This window comes from Mycobacterium sp. (assembly GCF_036490025.1).
In the GTDB taxonomy this organism is placed as follows: Bacteria; Actinomycetota; Actinomycetes; order Mycobacteriales; family Mycobacteriaceae; genus Mycobacterium.
In genome coordinates this window covers 18984-36672 of record NZ_DASXEP010000103.1, presented here as the reverse complement: position 1 = coordinate 36672, position 17689 = coordinate 18984, and the positions used below count along the sequence as shown (strand labels likewise).

Annotated in this window: 16 protein-coding genes and 1 pseudogene; 7 read left to right on the top strand and 10 right to left on the bottom strand. The window is 65.1% G+C overall.

Going from position 1 to position 17689, the window contains the following annotated elements; translation table 11 throughout:
• Positions 1 to 21: 21 nt before the first annotated feature.
• The 5 genes from VGG53_RS11355 to VGG53_RS11335 form a co-directional block, all read right to left on the bottom strand.
• Positions 22 to 1863, bottom strand: a complete 1842-nt coding sequence (locus tag VGG53_RS11355; protein ID WP_331518158.1) for a CheR family methyltransferase — start codon at positions 1861 to 1863, stop codon at positions 22 to 24.
• Between the two features lie 48 nt (positions 1864 to 1911).
• A complete protein-coding gene (locus VGG53_RS11350; protein WP_414688947.1) occupies positions 1912 to 2697 on the bottom strand; it encodes an ATP-binding protein in 786 nt (261 codons plus the stop codon).
• The gene (locus VGG53_RS11345) at positions 2675 to 3667 is read right to left on the bottom strand and encodes a chemotaxis protein CheB (protein WP_331518156.1); all 993 of its coding nucleotides are present in this window, start codon (positions 3665 to 3667) and stop codon (positions 2675 to 2677) included. Before VGG53_RS11345 ends, VGG53_RS11350 begins: the two co-directional genes overlap by 23 nt.
• Positions 3668 to 3787: 120 nt before the next feature.
• A complete protein-coding gene (locus VGG53_RS11340) occupies positions 3788 to 4915 on the bottom strand; it encodes a DUF4873 domain-containing protein (protein WP_331518155.1) in 1128 nt (375 codons plus the stop codon).
• Complete coding sequence (locus VGG53_RS11335; protein ID WP_331518154.1) at positions 4912 to 5814, bottom strand: diiron oxygenase; 903 nt, start codon at positions 5812 to 5814, stop codon at positions 4912 to 4914. Before VGG53_RS11335 ends, VGG53_RS11340 begins: the two co-directional genes overlap by 4 nt.
• Positions 5815 to 5950: 136 nt before the next feature.
• On the opposite strand from VGG53_RS11335, the gene VGG53_RS11330 reads away from it, so the two are divergent.
• The 4 genes and pseudogenes from VGG53_RS11330 to VGG53_RS11315 all read left to right on the top strand — a co-directional run bounded on the left by VGG53_RS11330 (position 5951) and on the right by VGG53_RS11315 (position 8012).
• The gene (locus VGG53_RS11330; RefSeq protein ID WP_331518153.1) at positions 5951 to 6352 is read left to right on the top strand and encodes a phage holin family protein; all 402 of its coding nucleotides are present in this window, start codon (positions 5951 to 5953) and stop codon (positions 6350 to 6352) included.
• A gap of 16 nt (positions 6353 to 6368) precedes the next feature.
• Positions 6369 to 6611, top strand: a pseudogene (locus VGG53_RS11325) (DNA-formamidopyrimidine glycosylase family protein); the annotation flags it as partial.
• A gap of 150 nt (positions 6612 to 6761) precedes the next feature.
• The gene (locus tag VGG53_RS11320) at positions 6762 to 7232 is read left to right on the top strand and encodes a zinc finger domain-containing protein (RefSeq protein WP_331518178.1); all 471 of its coding nucleotides are present in this window, start codon (positions 6762 to 6764) and stop codon (positions 7230 to 7232) included.
• 30 nt (positions 7233 to 7262) lie between these two features.
• Positions 7263 to 8012: an SDR family oxidoreductase gene (locus tag VGG53_RS11315; RefSeq protein WP_331518152.1), complete on the top strand. Its 750-nt coding sequence runs from the start codon at positions 7263 to 7265 to the stop codon at positions 8010 to 8012.
• A 15-nt stretch (positions 8013 to 8027) separates the two neighbouring features.
• Here the strand turns inward: VGG53_RS11315 and VGG53_RS11310 are convergent, their stop codons facing one another.
• Positions 8028 to 9347, bottom strand: a complete 1320-nt coding sequence (locus VGG53_RS11310; RefSeq protein WP_331518151.1) for an oxygenase MpaB family protein — start codon at positions 9345 to 9347, stop codon at positions 8028 to 8030.
• A gap of 92 nt (positions 9348 to 9439) precedes the next feature.
• Here VGG53_RS11310 and VGG53_RS11305 point away from each other — a divergent pair, with 92 nt between their 5' ends.
• On the top strand, positions 9440 to 10015 hold the full coding sequence (locus tag VGG53_RS11305; protein ID WP_331518177.1) for a TetR/AcrR family transcriptional regulator: 576 nt from the start codon (positions 9440 to 9442) through the stop codon (positions 10013 to 10015).
• A 21-nt stretch (positions 10016 to 10036) separates the two neighbouring features.
• On the opposite strand, the gene pgi is transcribed toward VGG53_RS11305, so the two are convergent.
• Positions 10037 to 11701: a glucose-6-phosphate isomerase gene (pgi, locus tag VGG53_RS11300; RefSeq protein WP_331518150.1), complete on the bottom strand. Its 1665-nt coding sequence runs from the start codon at positions 11699 to 11701 to the stop codon at positions 10037 to 10039.
• A 69-nt stretch (positions 11702 to 11770) separates the two neighbouring features.
• Positions 11771 to 12082, bottom strand: coding sequence for a chorismate mutase (locus VGG53_RS11295; protein ID WP_331518149.1), 312 nt, complete (start codon positions 12080 to 12082; stop codon positions 11771 to 11773).
• A gap of 199 nt (positions 12083 to 12281) precedes the next feature.
• Here VGG53_RS11295 and pcrA point away from each other — a divergent pair, with 199 nt between their 5' ends.
• The gene (pcrA, locus tag VGG53_RS11290) at positions 12282 to 14606 is read left to right on the top strand and encodes a DNA helicase PcrA (protein ID WP_331518148.1); all 2325 of its coding nucleotides are present in this window, start codon (positions 12282 to 12284) and stop codon (positions 14604 to 14606) included.
• A gap of 10 nt (positions 14607 to 14616) precedes the next feature.
• Here the strand turns inward: pcrA and VGG53_RS11285 are convergent, their stop codons facing one another.
• Complete coding sequence (locus VGG53_RS11285) at positions 14617 to 15213, bottom strand: hypothetical protein (protein ID WP_331518147.1); 597 nt, start codon at positions 15211 to 15213, stop codon at positions 14617 to 14619.
• Between the two features lie 3 nt (positions 15214 to 15216).
• On the bottom strand, positions 15217 to 16260 hold the full coding sequence (locus VGG53_RS11280) for a M23 family metallopeptidase (protein WP_414688946.1): 1044 nt from the start codon (positions 16258 to 16260) through the stop codon (positions 15217 to 15219).
• Between the two features lie 256 nt (positions 16261 to 16516).
• Between VGG53_RS11280 and sucC the strand changes: the two genes are divergently transcribed.
• A complete protein-coding gene (gene sucC, locus VGG53_RS11275; RefSeq protein ID WP_331518145.1) occupies positions 16517 to 17680 on the top strand; it encodes an ADP-forming succinate--CoA ligase subunit beta in 1164 nt (387 codons plus the stop codon).
• Positions 17681 to 17689: the final 9 nt, after the last annotated feature.

Here is a 17689-nt window from a genome sequence, read left to right as displayed (position 1 = left end):
GCCCAGCCGCCAATCGCCCTGTCAGGACTGTGGATCCATCAACAGCACTGCGCCGTTCACGCCGCCGTCAGTGGATTGGAAACTTGTGCACATCACTCGCAGCCGGGTGGGCCGGCCACGGCGGTTGACCGCATCGACAAAAAGCTCACCCGGGTTGTCTGGATCCACGAAAGCGTTGCCGATCAGCGGCCGCACCTGGTCCATCGGCAGCCCGATGTCCAGCGTGGTGAGAACCTCACCGGTGATTTCGTCGGCGCGCAGGCCCCACAGCTCTTCGCAGCCGTGATTCCAAACCACCACCCGCATCTCGCGATCCACCACCGTCATGCCGAGACGGACCGAGTTGACCAGCGAGTGCACGAACGTACGGGCATCGTCGAGTTCGCCGCTGCGCTCGCTCAAGGTGTCGTTGATGGTGTGCCATTCGTCGTTGGTCGACTGCAATTCCTCGTTCATCGTTTCGAGCTCTTCATTGGTCGATTGCAGTTCTTCGTTGGTAGTCTCCAATTCCTCCACGGTCGACTGCAATTCTTCGTTGGTGGTCTCGAGTTCTTCGTTGGTGGACTGCAATTCCTCGTAAGCCGCCTCGAGCTGGCGATTGGTGTCGACCACCTTGTCCAGCAGCAGCCGGGTCGCGGTGACGTCGAAGAACGCGATCGAGATGCCCAGCAGCCCGTTCTCCGCGTCCACGAGCGGGTTGATGTGGATCTCGAACCAGGTGGTCTCGACGCCTGCTCGCTGCCATTTGACGTCTTGGATGCGGGTGGACCGGCGCTCCACTCTGGCCTGCTCCAAATAAGCGCGCAACTCAACCGGTCGGTAGGAGACTTCCAGGTCGCGCAGCAGGCGTCCGATGTCGCGGGCCGACAGCCCGAACATCATTTCGGCCTGCTGGTTGATCATCGCGACAGTGTCGTCACCGGTCACCACGATCTGGGCGACCGGGTTGGCGCCGAAAGCCAACTCGCGCACGGCGTTCAGGCTGGCCAGATCGCCGTGCCGCTCATACATCGTCGCGCCGAGGTCGTAGGATTCCATGCCACCATTGGAGCCCGGGACCTTGCGGAAAACCCGGTGCTTGAGACTCAACGGCGTGAACCGATCGCTGTGGCCCAACAACATCTCGGCGTGGCCCAGAAACAGCGTGCCCTGGGTGCCTAATGCAAAATGCAAGCGTCCCAGAACATTCCGCTGTGTTTCCGGATTCATGTACATCAGCGTGTTCCGGCACACCAGCAGATCCACCCGCGAGATGGGCGCATCCTTGACCAGGTCGTTGCGGCCGAAGATCACTGCACGACGTAGATCCTTGTGAAAGACGTAGCGGCCGTTGACATGTTCGAAGTACTTGCCCAGCAGATCTGCCGGCACCGACTCGATGGCCTTCGCGTCGTAGGAGGCGGCACGTGCCTCGGCCAGGGCGTCCTCGTCGACGTCGGTCGCATAGATTTTGACCCGCCGCCGGAATGAATCCGCTCCGAGCGCTTCGGCTAACAGTATGGCCAGCGTGTAGGCCTCCTGGCCGGCGGCGCAGCCGGCGCTCCAGACTCGAATGGCGCTATCCGGACCGCGTTCGGCCAGCAGTCGCGGAATCACATCGGTGGCGATGTACTCCCACGCCTCCGGGTCACGAAAAAAGGCGGTGACGTTGATGAGAATGGTGTTGAACAGCGCCGCGAACTCGTCGGAGCTGGCCTGCAGGACATCCAGGTATTCTTCGAAAGTCTCATTGCAGATCTGGGCCATACGGTGGCGAACCCGTCGCATCAGCGTGGTGCGCTTGTATCCGGTGAAATCGAATCCCCGCGAATCCCGCATATATCTGAGCAACGCCTCGAATGAGTCGTCCGTCGTTGTTCCCATCTCGTCCTGTCCGCCGACAACGTGTCGCGAACTGAACCCTACTCGCGGTCAGAGCTGGTTCTCGGGTCCGACGACCGCCCACACCGTCTTTCCGAACGGCCTCGGCATGCTGCCCCAGGCCCGGCACACTGACGCGACGATAGAAAGGCCGGACACCCGGTCCCCCCCGCGGTAAGGGTCCTCGTGGCGCGCCGCAGGCACGGTGCTGGCGTCCTGCACCGAGATGCTCACCGAGGCACCGTCGGATTCGACGATCACCACCGGCGCGCTGGCGGTGTGCTGCAACACGTTCTCGACGAACACGTTGACGATCACCGTGGCGACCGGGATGAGGTCGGCCTGGGACCAGGCCTTGAGCCACTCGGACACCAATGCGCGGGCCGTGCGCAGACTGGCGAGTGAGGCGGGCAGTTCCGCGCGAGCCCGCCGCCGGGCACATCGATGGTCGTCGGTGAGAGCCGCCAATGCCGCCGCGACGCTGGCGTGCACCGGCACATAACGTGTCACGCCGGTGCTAGCGATAGTGCTCCGGCGGCCATCGTGCTGACATACCAGGATGACCGGCACGTCGGGCCATGTGCTGACATGCCAGCGCGCGCTGGTGAACACCGACCATGCGGAGGGGGCCGGTACGTCGAGGTCATTGACGTCGACGACCACCGCCCGCGGTTCTTCCAGCGCGGACTTGATGATGGCGTCCCGAAGCTTCAAGTAGGTGGTGCCGTCGAGGACGCCTTCGGCGGTGAGCAGACGGGTCGGTCCTGCGGTGTCCGTCCGCACCGCGACCTCGCTGACCGGCCTAGCCACCGGGTTACCGTTGTTTGGCGTAGACATTCGACAGCCGGGTACCGAGGACCGACATCGCATGCTCCGACTCGTCGGCGATCGCGCGATACCGCTCGCGGAGCATCCCGGCACTGGCTTGGTCGGCCAGCCGGCGCGACAGCTTCGCCTTCTCCTGCAAGCTGCGCATGGCAACCCACATCGCGCCCTCGATTTCATCGTCACGTGCGCCCAGCAGCGCATCAGCAGTCCAGGCGTGGCCGACGTGACACCGGTAGTTGCCCTCGCTGACGTCGATCAGTGAGCCATTGCAGTCCGGGCAGGTGTATCCGGACGGCTGACCCAGTTCCCGGGTGTCGAATTGCGTCGAGAACCGTCGTGCCATGGCGATTCGGTTCTCCAGCTCCATGCGGGCATCGGGTTCCATCTGACTTTCCTCGAATGTTCGATCAGTCAACCGCTTGAGCAATCCGCCCACCTCGGCCGCCGCCACCTGGTGGTCGACCACACCGGCTGCGATGGCATTGAGCGGCATGGCGGGAAACAGCGCATCGCTGGGCGATTGGGCAATCGTCGTGCCGCCGCGTGACCGGACGGCAGCGGATCCCAGCGTGCCGTCATCGAGCACACCGGACAGCAGCACGGTGACGGCTCGCTGACCGAAGGACAGTGCGACTGAGCGGAACAGCGCATTGATCGCGGGCCGGTGGCCGTTCTCGGTGGGGCCCTCCGACAGCACCATCCGATGGTCGTAAACCGTCAGGTGGCGACCCGGAACTGCGACCCGGATGGTGCCAGGCTCCAACCGCGCTCCGTCGACCGCAGGCCCTGCCGGCAGTGGCCCCTTGCGATCCAAAATCTGGGCGAGGACGCTCGGGGCTCTGGACGGCATGTGTAGCGCCACCAGCACCGCGTATGGCAGGTCTTCCGGCAGGCCTGCCACCAGATGACCCAGTGCCTCGACCCCGCCGGCCGAGGCGCCGACTGCGACCACGTTCACCGTGTTGTTCTCGATTGGCATTGCATCAGCCACCATCGGAGATGTACCCATAGGCCCGCGCAGGCAACCCTGTTGACAGGGTCCACTCAGACTACGCGCCTGCGCCGGCATCGGGGAGTGCCCGATGCGAAGCGTTTCGGTTTACCGTTGCGGCACGGTGAGTTCGATGTCTGGCAGACCAAACGGCGGCGCACCCACACCAGCGATCGAGTGCGTGCCTTGCGGGGTCTTCTCGGTGATGCGCGCCGCCGCGCTCTGGTCACCCACCGCCAGGCCCACGGTGCGCGATTTCGTCAGCAGATCTGTCGGCAGCTCGTCGAAAACGACACCCTGCCAATGGTATTGGCCATCGATCGGATCGATGTGCCCCGCCAGCCGAACCCGTACTTGCTGGGAGATGTCGGCCAAGGTCAGTGTCGCGGGGCCGTCGTAGAGGTCATCATGCATGCCGCCGGGCGACGACAGGTCAAATGCCGATGCCGTGGGCGCAGACGTCGTACCGCGCAGATGAACCCGCTCGTTGAACACCCGCTGCGCGCTGCGCCGCACCTCGATGCGATGGTGACCCGCCATCAGGTGCAGGCAGTTGGTCACGCAGCGCAGCGCCGTGTCGGTGTCCGGCTCGCCGAGCATGAAGTAATTCGGGAAGCCGTGCATGGCGACGCCGAGGTAGGGCTCAGCGCCGTCCGGCCAGGCCTGCTGCAGCGTCAGCCCGCCCGTGCCGACCAGGGTGGGGCATTCGGCGGAGACCGCGAACCCGGTGCCGTAGATGATGGTGTCGACCTGATGAAGGGCGCCGTCGACGGTGCGGATTCCCGATGCGGTGACCGCGTCGACCAGCCACGGCACCAGTTCGGGCCGACGACGTAGGTAGCGTCGGGCTCCCCGGGTTGGCCGGACGGCCCGGCGCGGCGGAAGCGGAAAAACTTTCACCGAGGCTGCCGACCTGGTCAGCTTGCCGACCAGGCGCCCCGCGGCGGAGTCGGCGCCAACGACGGCGATGCGTTGGGCAGCCGGGTCGAAATTCGGTGCGATCGCCGTGGCGTGAAACGATTCACCGCGAAAGCTCGTGCGGCCCGGCAGGTTTGGTATCCACGGCTGCAATGGTGACTCGCGGGCCAACAGAAGTCGGGTCCGGCAGATGTCGTGGTCGTCGGTGGTCAGCGTCCAGGTGTTGGTGTCGTCGTCGAACACCGCGCCGATCACTGGTCGATCGAGCGTTGTGAAGCCGGCGACCTTGCCGCCGACGACGAGGACGTCGTGGATCACAGGAACTTGGTGCGGGTCCAGCCTCGGCGCGCTATCGGGCCCAGCAGGCCGACTTCGTCGAGGAATTCCGCGAGTGGGGCGAAGCCGGCCACCTGCACCTGGTGGCGGTGCGGGCTGTTGTGCGCGATTCTGCGCGCGTGCCGGGCGTCCAGACCCGCGCGCGCATACTGGACCCGGTTGGTGAACAGGTAGCGGAAGAACCACCCGCCCAGGCCGTTCACGTTGCCGACGAACCACCGCTCCGGACGGCGCATCCTCGGCGTCCGCTTGCGCAGACCATCGCGGGCGAACTGGATGTGACGGGCTTCCTCGGTGACGTGAATTCGCATCAGCCGCTGGATGATCGGCTGCAGCTCGGGATCGTCCATCATCTGTCGCTGCAGCGAGTCGAAGATCTCCTCGCCGATCAGCGCGGCAACCCAGAGCACCGAGCCGCGGAAGAACAATGGAAGCGTGTTGATGATCATCCGGTGGTGCAGCCGCGGTCGCACCGGCCTGGCGCCGACCCGCTCGATGGCCTTGCCGAACATCACCATGTGCCGGGTTTCGTCGCCCAGTTCGGTCAGCGCGTAATGGGTGGCCCGGCTGGTGGGGTCGGTGTGGATGATCTTGCGCAACAACGCCTGATTGAGCATGTTCTCGAACCAGATTCCGGCCGACAGCGTGTTCACCAGTTCCTGCCGGGACAGTTCGATGCGCTGAGCCCGGGTCATCTCGTCCCACAGCGGGGTGCCGTACAGCGACACCGTCCGCGGCGGAAGATAGAACTTGTCCGGGTGCAGGGGCGCGTCCCAGTCGATGTCGACGACCGGCGCGTAGGACTTCTTGACCGAACCCTTCAGCAATCGTTGCGAGAATTCTTCACGACCGGGCCCGGTCGGCTTCACTGCGGTAGTCATGGCGCCGTTCCTCCTCATCGAGTCACGTGGCATCTGACCCGACGGTAAGGAGCAGCGCGTCCGATGTCAATACTCGCGGTACCGGATACTTAGGGTTCCGGCTAGTCTCTGCGGGGCTAGGAGTAGGTTCAGCCGGATGGGGCCATTTGTCATTCGCGCCGCGCTGACCGGATTCGCGCTCTGGGTGGTCACGCTGTTCGTCCACGGCCTCAGCTTCGTCGGCGGTGACACCCGTCTGCAGCGGGCCGGCGTCATCTTCGTGGTCGCGGTGATCTTCGGTCTGGTCAACGCCTTCATCAAGCCGATCGTGCAGATCCTGTCGATCCCGCTCTACATCCTCACGCTGGGCCTGTTCCACGTCGTGATCAACGCGCTCATGCTGTGGATCACCGCGTGGATCACTGCGCACACCACCCATTGGGGCCTGGCCATCGACCATTTCTGGTGGACCGCGATCTGGGCCGCGATCGTCTTGTCGATCGTCAGCTGGGTGCTGTCGCTGGTGGTTCGCGACGTGCGGCGCACCACCCGGCGTTGACCGGCACACTGGATACATGCCCGAGCTGCCCGAAGTCGAGGCGCTGGCCGACCATCTGCGTCGCCACGCCGTCGGAAAAACCATCGGGCGTGTCGATGTAGCCGCGTTGTCCGTGCTCAAGACCTTCGATCCGCCGATCAATGTGCTGCACGGCCTGACGGTCAGCGGGGCCGATCGCTGGGGCAAATACCTCGGTGTGCGCGCCGGCGAGCTCAATCTGATCACCCATCTGTCCCGGGCCGGCTGGCTGCGCTGGTCGGACAAGTTGGCCGCAGCGCCGCTGAAGCCGGGCAAAGGGCCGATCGCGCTGCGGGTTCACCTTGGCACGCCCGGCGAGGCGCCGGGCTTCGATCTCACCGAGGCGGGCACCCAGAAGAGGCTGGCGGTGTGGCTTGTCACCGATCCAAAGCTGGTCCCGGGCATCGCGGCGCTGGGTCCGGATGCGCTGCAGCTGTCCGCCGAGGAATTGGCCGGGCTGTTGGCCGGCAATACCGGCCGGATCAAATCCGTCATCACCGACCAGAAAGTCATCGCCGGCATCGGAAACGCCTACAGCGACGAGATTCTGCACGTCGCCAAGCTCTCGCCGTTTGCCACCGCGGGCAAGCTCTCGGACGGACAGCTCGCCGCGCTGCACTTCGCGATGGAGTCAGTACTGTCTGACGCGGTGTCAAGGTCGGTCGGCCAGCAGGCTGGCACGCTGAAGGGCGAGAAGCGCTCCGGTATGCGGGTGCACGCGCGCACCGGCTTACCGTGTCCGGTCTGCGGCGACACGGTTCGCGAAGTGTCGTTCGCCGACAAGTCGTTTCAGTACTGCCCGACGTGCCAGACCGGGGGCAAGGTGCTGGCTGACCGGCGGATGTCGCGCCTGCTCAAATAACTGGGCCGGCTTCGCCGTTATGCTGCGCGGGTGACTCGGCAGAAGATCCTCATCACCGGCGCGAGTTCCGGCCTGGGCGCCGGAATGGCCCGCGCGTTCGCGGCCAAGGGACGGGACCTGGCGCTGTGCGCCCGTCGCTCCGACCGGCTCGACGAGCTCAAAACCGAACTGGCGCAACGGTATCCAGATGCCAAAGTTGCCATCGCCGCACTGGATGTCAACGATCACGACCAGGTGCCGAAGGTGTTCGCGGAATTGTCCGACGCACTCGGCGGCATCGACAGGGTGATCGTCAACGCCGGTATCGGCAAGGGCGCGCGGCTCGGGTCGGGCAAACTGTGGGCCAACAAGGCGACCATCGAAACCAATCTCGTTGCGGCCCTGGTGCAGATCGAAACCGCGCTGGAGATGTTCAAGGAGCAGGGATCCGGGCATCTTGTGCTGATCTCGTCGGTGCTCGGCGCGAAAGGTGTGCCCGGCGTGAAGGCGGCCTATGCGGCCAGCAAGGCCGGCGTGCGTTCATTGGGCGAGTCGTTGCGCGCGGAATACGCCAGCGGTCCGATCAAGGTCTCGGTGATGGAGCCGGGCTACATCGAATCGGAGATGACCGGCAAATCCCAAAGCACGATGTTCATGGTGGACAACAAAACTGGCGTCAAGTCACTCGTCGCTGCCATCGAGCGAGAGCCCGGCCGCGCTGCTGTGCCGTGGTGGCCATGGGGGCCGATGGTGCAGCTGCTACGGGTGCTGCCGCTACCGCTGACCAAGCGCTTCGCCTAGCTCACACCACTTCACTCAGTGCCGCGCCGGTGTGTAATGCGCTGCGTCGGTGGTAAATTCGGGTTTGCCGTAGGTCGCGAGCCGAAGCTTGAGGAGCCCGATGACGTATGCGTCGGTGAGGTCGCGAAGCACCGGGATGCGGCTGGCTTGGCTCACCGCGGTGAAACGCCCGATTATGAAGGGTGCGGTGAGGGCGACACGCATGAGATCCGTCGGCCCGAGTGACACACCCATGGCGTGGGCGACGTCGCGGTCACCACCGCAGAACGTGCGGACGAACGTGAGCTTGCTGAAACTCTTTTCGACCGCCTCGGCGCAACGGTCGAACAGGGTGGTGTCGGGGCGCAGATAGGCCGCCATCGTGCCGCTGACGAGTTCGCGGCAGATGTCGTCGAATCCGTCGCGCAGCAGCGCTGAGCGAGCGTGCATGACATGCACGATGTCGGCAGGTTCTGCGGGCAGGAGTTCGGGCGGCAGGCCGAGCAGAAAACAGCGATACCTGGCGAATTCGACGACCGCGCGCTCTTCTTTGGTGAACTTCGTCCGGCCCTGTTGGCGTGCCTGGCGGGCCAACAGGTACTGCCCGATCATTCCGGCGGGCATCTGGTCGACCTGCGGCACCGGCATCCCGTAGACGGCTGTGTCCCATTTGTCGGATTTCTTCAGCGCGTTGTAGCGGACCATCGAGTGCATCAACCGGACCATGGCGGCGGCTTCAAAGCCGGGGCCGTAACGGTTCAGCGCACCGGGCAGGGTGGTCACGGCGAAGAAACTGGCTGTCTCGTTGACCCGCCGGGCGGCTCGCGTGCCCGAGAGTGCGCCGGTCAGAGCCATCGGCAACGCGGCGTAGGTGTTGGTGAAGGTCGCGATGAAGGCTCCGCGGGTAATGAACGGGGCCAGCAGCGCCGCCGGGATGCGCTCTTGGCGAGCGCCTTCGCGCACCAGGTCGAAGTCGATCCACTCCGGGGTGTCCTCCATGGCGGCGATGAACGACACGAGCTCGGCGGGCGCGTCGGGCACGGCCTCCATGCCCTCGCGGCAGGCCGCCTTGAGCATGTCGATCAGCTGCGCGACGCCGTGTGTGGTCATCAGCGACGCATAGGGATCGGCGACGACGTCGCCGAGCAGGGTGGCCGTGCTGATCAATTCGAGGACGCGGTCGTCTTCCAGGATTGGCGCCCGGTCGGCGACCCAGGTTGGCAGGGCCGAGACGACGTCGGGCTCGGTGGCCAGGCGATCCGGCTGCTGGTCGAAGTCGAAGTCCCCGTAGAGGCCGGGCTGCAGATCGCGCTGGCTGCGGACTCGCTGAGCCAGTTCGGGGTAGTAGGTGACCATTACAACCTCCGGCTAACTAACAGTTAGTGAGTAATACTCACAAGGTGTTAGTTATCCTGTCAAGCGTGACTATGGCCAACGCGAAGCGGCGCATGACCGCCGAGGGGCGGCGCGAGCAGATCCTCGACGTCACGCACGCGATCGTCGACGCCGACGGGTTCTACGCGGCAACACCGAACCGCATTGCAGCGCAGGCCGGCATCAATCGGTCGTTGATTTATCAGAAGTTCGGCGATTTGGCCGGGCTGTTCGTGGAACTGATCGACCGTGAGGCGGCGCGGGCCGGTGCGCAGTTCGCCGAAGCGATCTCCGGATTGGATGCTGCTGCCGGAGATCAGTCGCTCGTGCTTGCGTTCGACGGTGTGCTGGCCGCCGTCGATGCCCAACCGGCAACGTGGCGGCTGTTTTTGTTCCCGCCGCAAGGCGCTCCCCCGGAGTTGTATGCCCGGCTGGCTCAATCTCAGGACGTCGTACTCGAGTTCTTTGTCAGAGCACTGCTGCGCATCAATCCCCAGCTGCATGATCCCGAATACACAGCGCGGATCCTGCATGCTGCCGGCCGCGAACTGCTGCAGTTGCGCCTCAGTAACCCGGAAACCGCGACCGTGGAACGCCTGCGGACCTTTGTGCGGGAATTCGGATCCGAGCTCGTGGTCCCAGCGCGTTGAGAGCGCGCTCGGCGCGAAACGTCAGCGTGCGCGACCTCTCTCCGCGCGGAAGCGGCGCACCAGAGCATCGGTCGAACTGTCCGATTGTTGTTGTGGCGCAGCATCTTCGGTGATGACCGGCAGCAGCGCCTTGGCCTGCGTCTTGCCCAGTTCGACGCCCCACTGGTCGAACGAATCGATACCCCAGATGACGCCCTCGGTGAAGACCTGATGTTCGTAGAGCGCGATCAACTGACCCAGCACCGACGGGGTGAGCCGAGTAGCCAGAATCGAGGTGGTCGGTCGGTTGCCCGGCATCACCTTGTGCGGCACCACGTCGGCAGCCGTGCCCTCGGCGGCGATCTCCTCGGCGGTCTTGCCGAACGCCAGCACCTGCGTCTGGGCGAAGAAGTTGCTCATCAACAAATCGTGCATGCTGCCGGTGCCGTCGGCGGTGGGCAGGTCGTCGGTGGGTTGGCTGAAACCGATGAAGTCGGCCGGGATCAGCCGGGTGCCCTGGTGCAGCAGTTGGTAGAAGGCGTGCTGGCCGTTGGTTCCCGGTTCGCCCCAGTAGATTTCACCGGTGTCAGTGGTGACCGGGGTGCCGTCGGCGCGAGTGGACTTGCCGTTGGATTCCATCGTCAGCTGCTGCAGATATGCGGCGAACCGGGCCATGTCGTTGGAATACGGCAATACCGCGCGCGACTGTGCGCCAAAGAAATCCGAGTACCACAGTCCTATCAGTCCGAGCAGCGCCGGCGCGTTGGCCTCCAGCGGCGCGGTCCGGAAATGGTCGTCGACGAGATGGAACCCGGACAGGAAGTCCGCGAAAGCTTCCCGGCCGATCGCGGCCATCACCGAGAGCCCGATCGCCGAGTCGACCGAATACCGTCCGCCGACCCAGTCCCAGAATCCGAACATGTTCTCGGTGTCGATGCCGAACTCGTCGACCAACTTCTTATTGGTGGAGACGGCCACGAAATGCTTCGCCACCGCGTCGTCGCCGAGCGCGTCGGTCAGCCAGCGCCGGGCCGCGGTGGCGTTGGTCAGCGTCTCCAGGGTAGAGAACGTCTTCGACGCGACGATGAAAAGTGTTGTGGCCGGCGCTAAGTCGGCCAGCTTTGCGATCAGGTCCGCGGGGTCGACATTGGAGACGAAGCGTGCCGAGATGCCGGCGTCTGCGTAATGCCGCAGTGCCTGGTAAACCATCACCGGTCCGAGGTCCGAGCCGCCGATACCGATGTTGACGACCGTGTTGATCCGCTTCCCGGTGGCGCCGGTCCATGCACCGCTGCGCAGCCGTTCGGTGAAATCGCCCATCGCGTCGAGCACCGAATGCACATCTTCGACCACGTTCTGACCGTCCACGGTCAGCGTGGCATCGCGCGGAAGTCGCAGCGCAGTGTGTAGCACCGCGCGGTTCTCCGAGGTGTTGATGTGCACGCCGGCGAACATCGCGTCGCGACGCTTTTCGAGCTCGGCGGCCCGCGCCAGGTCGGTCAGAAGTTTCAGGGTTTCCCGGTTGATTCGGTGTTTGCTGTAGTCGATGTAGAGGTCACCGACGGTGACGTTGAATTCGCGGCCGCGATCCGGGTCGTCGTCGAAGAATTGCCGCAGATGGATGTCACCGATCTGCTCGTGGTGCTGGCGCAGCGCGTTCCATGCCGGGGTCGCTGAGATGTCGGGAATCTGTTCAACCGCAGTCATGATTCGACCCTAGTCAGGTTGGCCGGGGCCGTGCTGAAGCCGGGGTGAACGAGTGACGAACCGGCCGGATCAGTGACCGAGCCGGCCGCGGCCCAGCCGCAGCAGCAGCATGGCCAGGTCCTTGCCCTCGGGCCCTAGTTGGCTGTAGCGCTCGATGACCTTCATCTCGCGGCTGTGCACCAGTCGGGTGCCGCCGGAGGCCATCCGGGCCTTGCCGATTGCCTGGGACACCTCGGCGCGACGTTTGACCGCGGCCAGGATCTCGGCATCGAGACGGTCGATTTCCTTACGCAGGTCATCGATGTCGGTGAGGGGTTCTGTTTCGACTGTCATGTCAGACTCCGGAATCTCGTTGTGTGGAGGGTGTGGTGGTGGTCTCATCCGGTTTCGGGCCTCACACAAGAGACGAGCCCCGGATCCAGAAGCGGACCGCGGGGCTCTGCGAAGCAGCTAAACCACGGGCACCGCTGGTCGGTACCCGTAGAAAAATCGACGCTGCATGTTGAGCACGAAATGAGTGTGCCACTTGGAGGCGTTCCAGCGCAAAGGTGTCACCGAACGGCGGTAAGTTGACACAGATATGAGTGTGGAGCACGTGACCGAGACCGAAGCCGACCAGTTGCTCGACGGTCTGAACCCCCAGCAGCGTCAGGCGGTGTTGCACGAGGGCTCGCCGCTGCTGATCGTCGCCGGCGCGGGTTCGGGCAAGACGGCCGTACTGACGCGGCGTATCGCCTACCTGTTGGCCGCGCGTGACGTCGCGCCCGGTCAGGTGCTGGCGATCACCTTCACCAACAAGGCCGCCGCCGAGATGCGGGACCGGGTGGTGGCGCTGGTAGGCCCGCGGGCACGGTCGATGTGGGTGTCGACGTTCCACTCGACCTGCGTGCGCATCCTGCGCAACCAGGCGTCGCTGATCGCGGGCCTCAACTCCAACTTCTCCATCTACGACGCCGACGATTCACGACGCCTGCTGCAGATGATCGCCAAGGACATGGGCCTTGACGTCAAGCGGTACTCGCCGCGGCTGCTGGCCAACGCCATCTCCAACTTGAAGAACGAGCTGATCGATCCGCAGCAGGCGATGGCCAACCTGTCCGACGACGCCGACGACCTGGCGCGCACCGTGGCCGCGGTCTTTTCCGAGTATCAGCACCGGTTGCGGCTGGCCAACGCGCTCGACTTCGACGACCTGATCGGCGAGACGGTCGCGGTGCTGCAAGCCTTTCCGCAGATCGCCCAGCATTACCGTCGACGCTTCCGGCACATCCTGGTCGACGAGTATCAGGACACCAACCACGCGCAGTACGTACTGGTCCGCGAGCTGGTCGGCCGCGAGCCGCAAGCCGGAGAAGACGATGTGCCGCCCGGCGAGCTGTGCGTGGTCGGCGACGCCGACCAGTCGATCTACGCGTTCCGCGGGGCCACGATCCGCAACATCGAAGACTTCGAGCGTGACTACCCCGACGCGAGGACGATCCTGCTCGAACAGAATTACCGCTCCACGCAAAACATCCTGACGGCGGCCAACTCGGTGATCTCCCGCAATGCCGGCCGGCGGGACAAGCGACTGTGGACCGATGCCGGTGAGGGTGAGCTGATCGTCGGATACGTCGCCGATAACGAGCATGACGAGGCGAGGTTCGTCGCCGAGGAAATCGACGCCTTGGCGGCCGGTAGCGGTATCACCTATAACGACGTGGCCGTCTTCTACCGCACCAACAACTCGTCGCGGTCGTTGGAAGAGGTGTTCATCCGCGCCGGCATTCCATACAAAGTCGTTGGGGGAGTGCGGTTTTACGAGCGCAGGGAGATACGCGACATCGTCGCCTACCTTCGGGTGCTGGATAACCCCGGCGACGCGGTCAGCTTGCGACGCATCCTCAACACCCCGCGGCGCGGCATCGGTGATCGCGCCGAGGCCTGCGTCGCGGTGTACGCCGAGAACACCGGGTCCAGTTTCGCCGACGCGCTGGAAGCCGCCGCCGAAGGCAAAGTGCCGCTGCTGAATACCCGGTCGGCGAAGGCGATTGCGGGTTTCGTCGAGATGCTCGACGAACTGCGCAGCCGACTGGACTCGTCGGAAGGCGATCTCGGAGAACTGGTGGAGGCGGTGCTCGAGCGCACCGGATATCGCGCGGAGTTGGAATCGTCTTCCGACCCGCAAGATTTGGCACGGCTGGACAACCTCAACGAACTCGTCAGCGTCGCACACGAATTCGCTATCGACCTGGCCAACGCCGCCGCGCTGGAAGACGTGCCGGCCGACGAGGACGTGCCAGACACCGGTGTGCTGGCGCAATTCCTGGAGCGGGTCTCGCTGGTCGCCGATACCGATGAAATCCCTGAGCACACAGCCGGTGTGGTGACGCTGATGACGTTGCATACGGCCAAGGGGCTGGAATTCCCGGTGGTGTTCGTCACCGGATGGGAAGACGGGATGTTCCCGCACATGCGGGCTTTGGGCGACGCAGGCGAGCTTTCGGAGGAGCGTCGTCTGGCCTACGTCGGGATCACGCGTGCGCGTCAACGGCTTTATGTCAGCCGGGCCAAGGTGCGCTCGTCGTGGGGGCAGCCGATGCTCAACCCGGAATCGCGCTTTCTGCGCGAGATCCCCCAGGAGCTCATCGACTGGCGACGCACCGACCCGGCCCCGTCGTTCAGCGCGCCGGTGAGTGGAGCGGGGCGGTTCGGGGCGCCGCGCCCGTCGCCGACTCGCGGGGCGGGCAGCAAGCGTCCGCTGCTGGTGTTGGCACCCGGTGACCGGGTCACCCATGACAAATACGGCCTCGGTCGGGTCGAAGAAGTTTCCGGCGTGGGCGAATCGGCGATGTCACTGATCGACTTCGGCAGCTCGGGCCGGGTGAAGTTGATGCACAACCATGCTCCGGTGGCGAAGCTCTAGCCGCCGAGCCCTACTCGAGCAGCCAATCTCTGGTCCGCGGCAGCAGCGTCAGTACGGCGCTGGTGATCGGCAGAATCGGCAGGGTGTGCACGATCCATGCCACCCGCGCGCCGGCGATGAACACACCGAGGTAGGTCAAGATCGCGACCGCGGCGCCGGCCACGATCAGGTAGCGGCTCAGCGGTTGCCGGAGCAGCAGCAGGATCACCCCGGAGACCGTGGCCAGCGCGAACACCAGCGCAAGGAACGCCACGGCGACGCAGAACAGCCGGTCGGATCGCCACCAGCCCGCGATCAGATCGGTCGCCACCACCGACGTGGCCCAGCCGCTGATGATGCTGACCGCCGATGCGGCCACCGCCGTCGTCCGGCTGGGTTCGGAATAGGGTGCGTCTGCCGTCCCCGGCTGGCGACTAGGCGGAACGAATTGCGGTGGTGTTGGCGGTCGCGGAATGTGCGTGGTGCGGGCGTCGTCGACGATCTGGGGCATCGGCCCGGTGGGTGCGCGCCGAATGATGCGTGTTTCCGGGCTGCCAGCACTCAGCGGCCCGCTTGGCGCTGGGGTGGGAGGGCGATCGCCTGGGTTGGGGTTGCTCGGGTCGGTCACCGGTCAACCGGCGAAGGTGCCGACGGACAGGCCCCGCTTCGCCAGCCACGGCACCGGGTCGATGCGCTGTGTGCCGCCGAGCAGCACCTCGAAGTGCAAGTGCGGCCCGGTGGAGTTGCCGCGGTTGCCGATGGTGGCGATCTGGTCGCCCGCCATCACGCGCTGACCCACGCTGACGGTGGTGGTGTTGACATGCCCGTAGAGCGTGACCGTTCCGTCGGCGTGACGCACCTTGACCCACATGCCGTATCCGGCGGTCGGGCCCGCGTCGATGACGACGCCGTCGGAGACCGCCTTGATCGGGGTTCCGATCGAGTTGGCGAGGTCGATGCCGGCGTGCAGCACGCCCCACCGGTACCCGAACCCCGAGGTGAAGATGCCCTTGGTCGGCATGACGAACAACGGCTGCTGCAGCCTGGCCTCGCGCTGGGCGCGTTCTTGAGCGAACGCGACGCCGTGGGCCAACTCGGCGTTGTGCACGGCGACGTTCGCGGCTGGCTGCACGGTGACCATCTGCATGCCGTTGGCCGAAGTACTGATCGGCCCGCTGGTCGTCGGTGCAGTCTCGGCGGCCAGCACGGTCTGGGCTTTGGAGTGGTCGGGGGGCTTGGTGGCGGAGTGCGCAGCAGCGGCGGCGGCCCCGGCGGCCATCGCGCCGATCAGCACTCGGCCCCGAGTCGGGCCGGTCAGCTGTTTGCGGTGCTGCCCGCCCCGGGCGACCAGCTCCGGGTGGGTCGGGCGTCGTGGCGCGTCACGCCAGAGTGGGTCGATGCGTCGCTCAGGGCTCGACTCGGATGCACTGGGGCCGGCCAGGTCCATGACGACAAGGTTGTCGGTGTCGTGCAGGTCGTCGAGCTCGGGCGCGCGGAGTACCTGCGCTTCTTTGTCGAAGACGGAGTTCGCACTGAAATCCAGATCGTCGAGTCTGCCGAACTCGTTGAAAGGAATGATGTCGGTGACTTCATTGCGATTGGGGATGGACCTGCGGTCGCGCGACGCCGAAAACCCTCCTTGCGCAGGAGACGGTGCCGGGATTTGCTGGGTCAACCTGATTGTCCCTCGAGCCGTAACCATACCGTTATCTGGACTCTGCGACGTTAACCGGCGACCCTGGGGCGTTGCAAGCTAAGCCAGGAATCCGCCCGGGAATGTGATTTCAATCACGCAGCACCCACCGGTGAGATCTGCCACATCCACCGATGCCGACGACGGAACATTCAGGCCGTGTCGATACAGTTCCCGCAAGCGGGCACTGGGAAACCCCGGCCCGCTTGCAAATAGGCCGACACACAGAAGTGAGCCCATGGATCTTTTCGAGTACCAGGCGAAAGAGTTGTTCGCCAAGCACAACGTGCCGACGACACCCGGTCGGGTGACAGACACCGCTGACGGGGCCAAAGCCATTGCCGAAGAGATCGGTCACCCGGTGATGGTCAAGGCGCAGGTCAAGGTCGGCGGACGCGGCAAGGCCGGCGGCGTCAAGTACGCCGCGACCGCTGAGGACGCCTACAACCACGCGAAGAACATTCTCGGCCTCGACATCAAGGGCCACGTCGTCAAAAAGCTGCTGGTCGCCGAGGCCAGTGACATCGCCGAGGAGTACTACATCTCCTTCCTGCTCGATCGGGCCAACCGCACCTACCTCGCCATGTGCTCGGTGGAGGGCGGCGTGGAGATCGAAGAGGTCGCGGCCACCAAGCCCGAGCGGCTGGCCAAGGTGCCGGTGGATGCGGTCACCGGCGTCGACGTGGCGTTCGCCCGCTCGATCGCCGAACAGGGCCACCTGCCGGCGGAGGTGCTCGACGCCGCGGCAATCACCATCTCGAAGCTCTGGGACGTCTTCGTCGCCGAGGACGCCACCCTGGTCGAGGTCAACCCGCTGGTGCGGACGCCCGACAACCAGATCCTGGCGCTGGACGGCAAGGTGACGCTGGACGGCAATGCCGACTTCCGGCAGCCTGGCCACGCCGAGTTCGAGGACCGCGACGCCACCGACCCGCTGGAGCTGAAGGCCAAGGAGCACGACCTCAACTACGTCAAGCTCGACGGTGAGGTCGGCATCATCGGCAATGGCGCCGGACTGGTCATGTCGACGCTGGACGTCGTGGCCTACGCCGGCGAGAAGCACGGCGGGGTCAAGCCGGCCAACTTCCTCGACATCGGTGGTGGCGCCTCGGCTGAGGTGATGGCCGCCGGGCTCGACGTCATCCTGGGTGACCAGCAGGTCAAAAGCGTGTTCGTCAACGTGTTCGGTGGCATCACCGCGTGCGACGCCGTGGCCAATGGGATCGTGTCGGCGCTGAAGATCCTGGGCGACGATGCCAACAAGCCGCTGGTGGTCCGGCTGGACGGCAACAACGTGGACGAAGGCCGGCGCATCCTGGCCGATGCCAACCACCCGCTGGTGACGGTGGTACCGACGATGGACGAGGCCGCTGACAAAGCCGCCGAGCTGGCGAGCGCCTGAGGCGAAAGG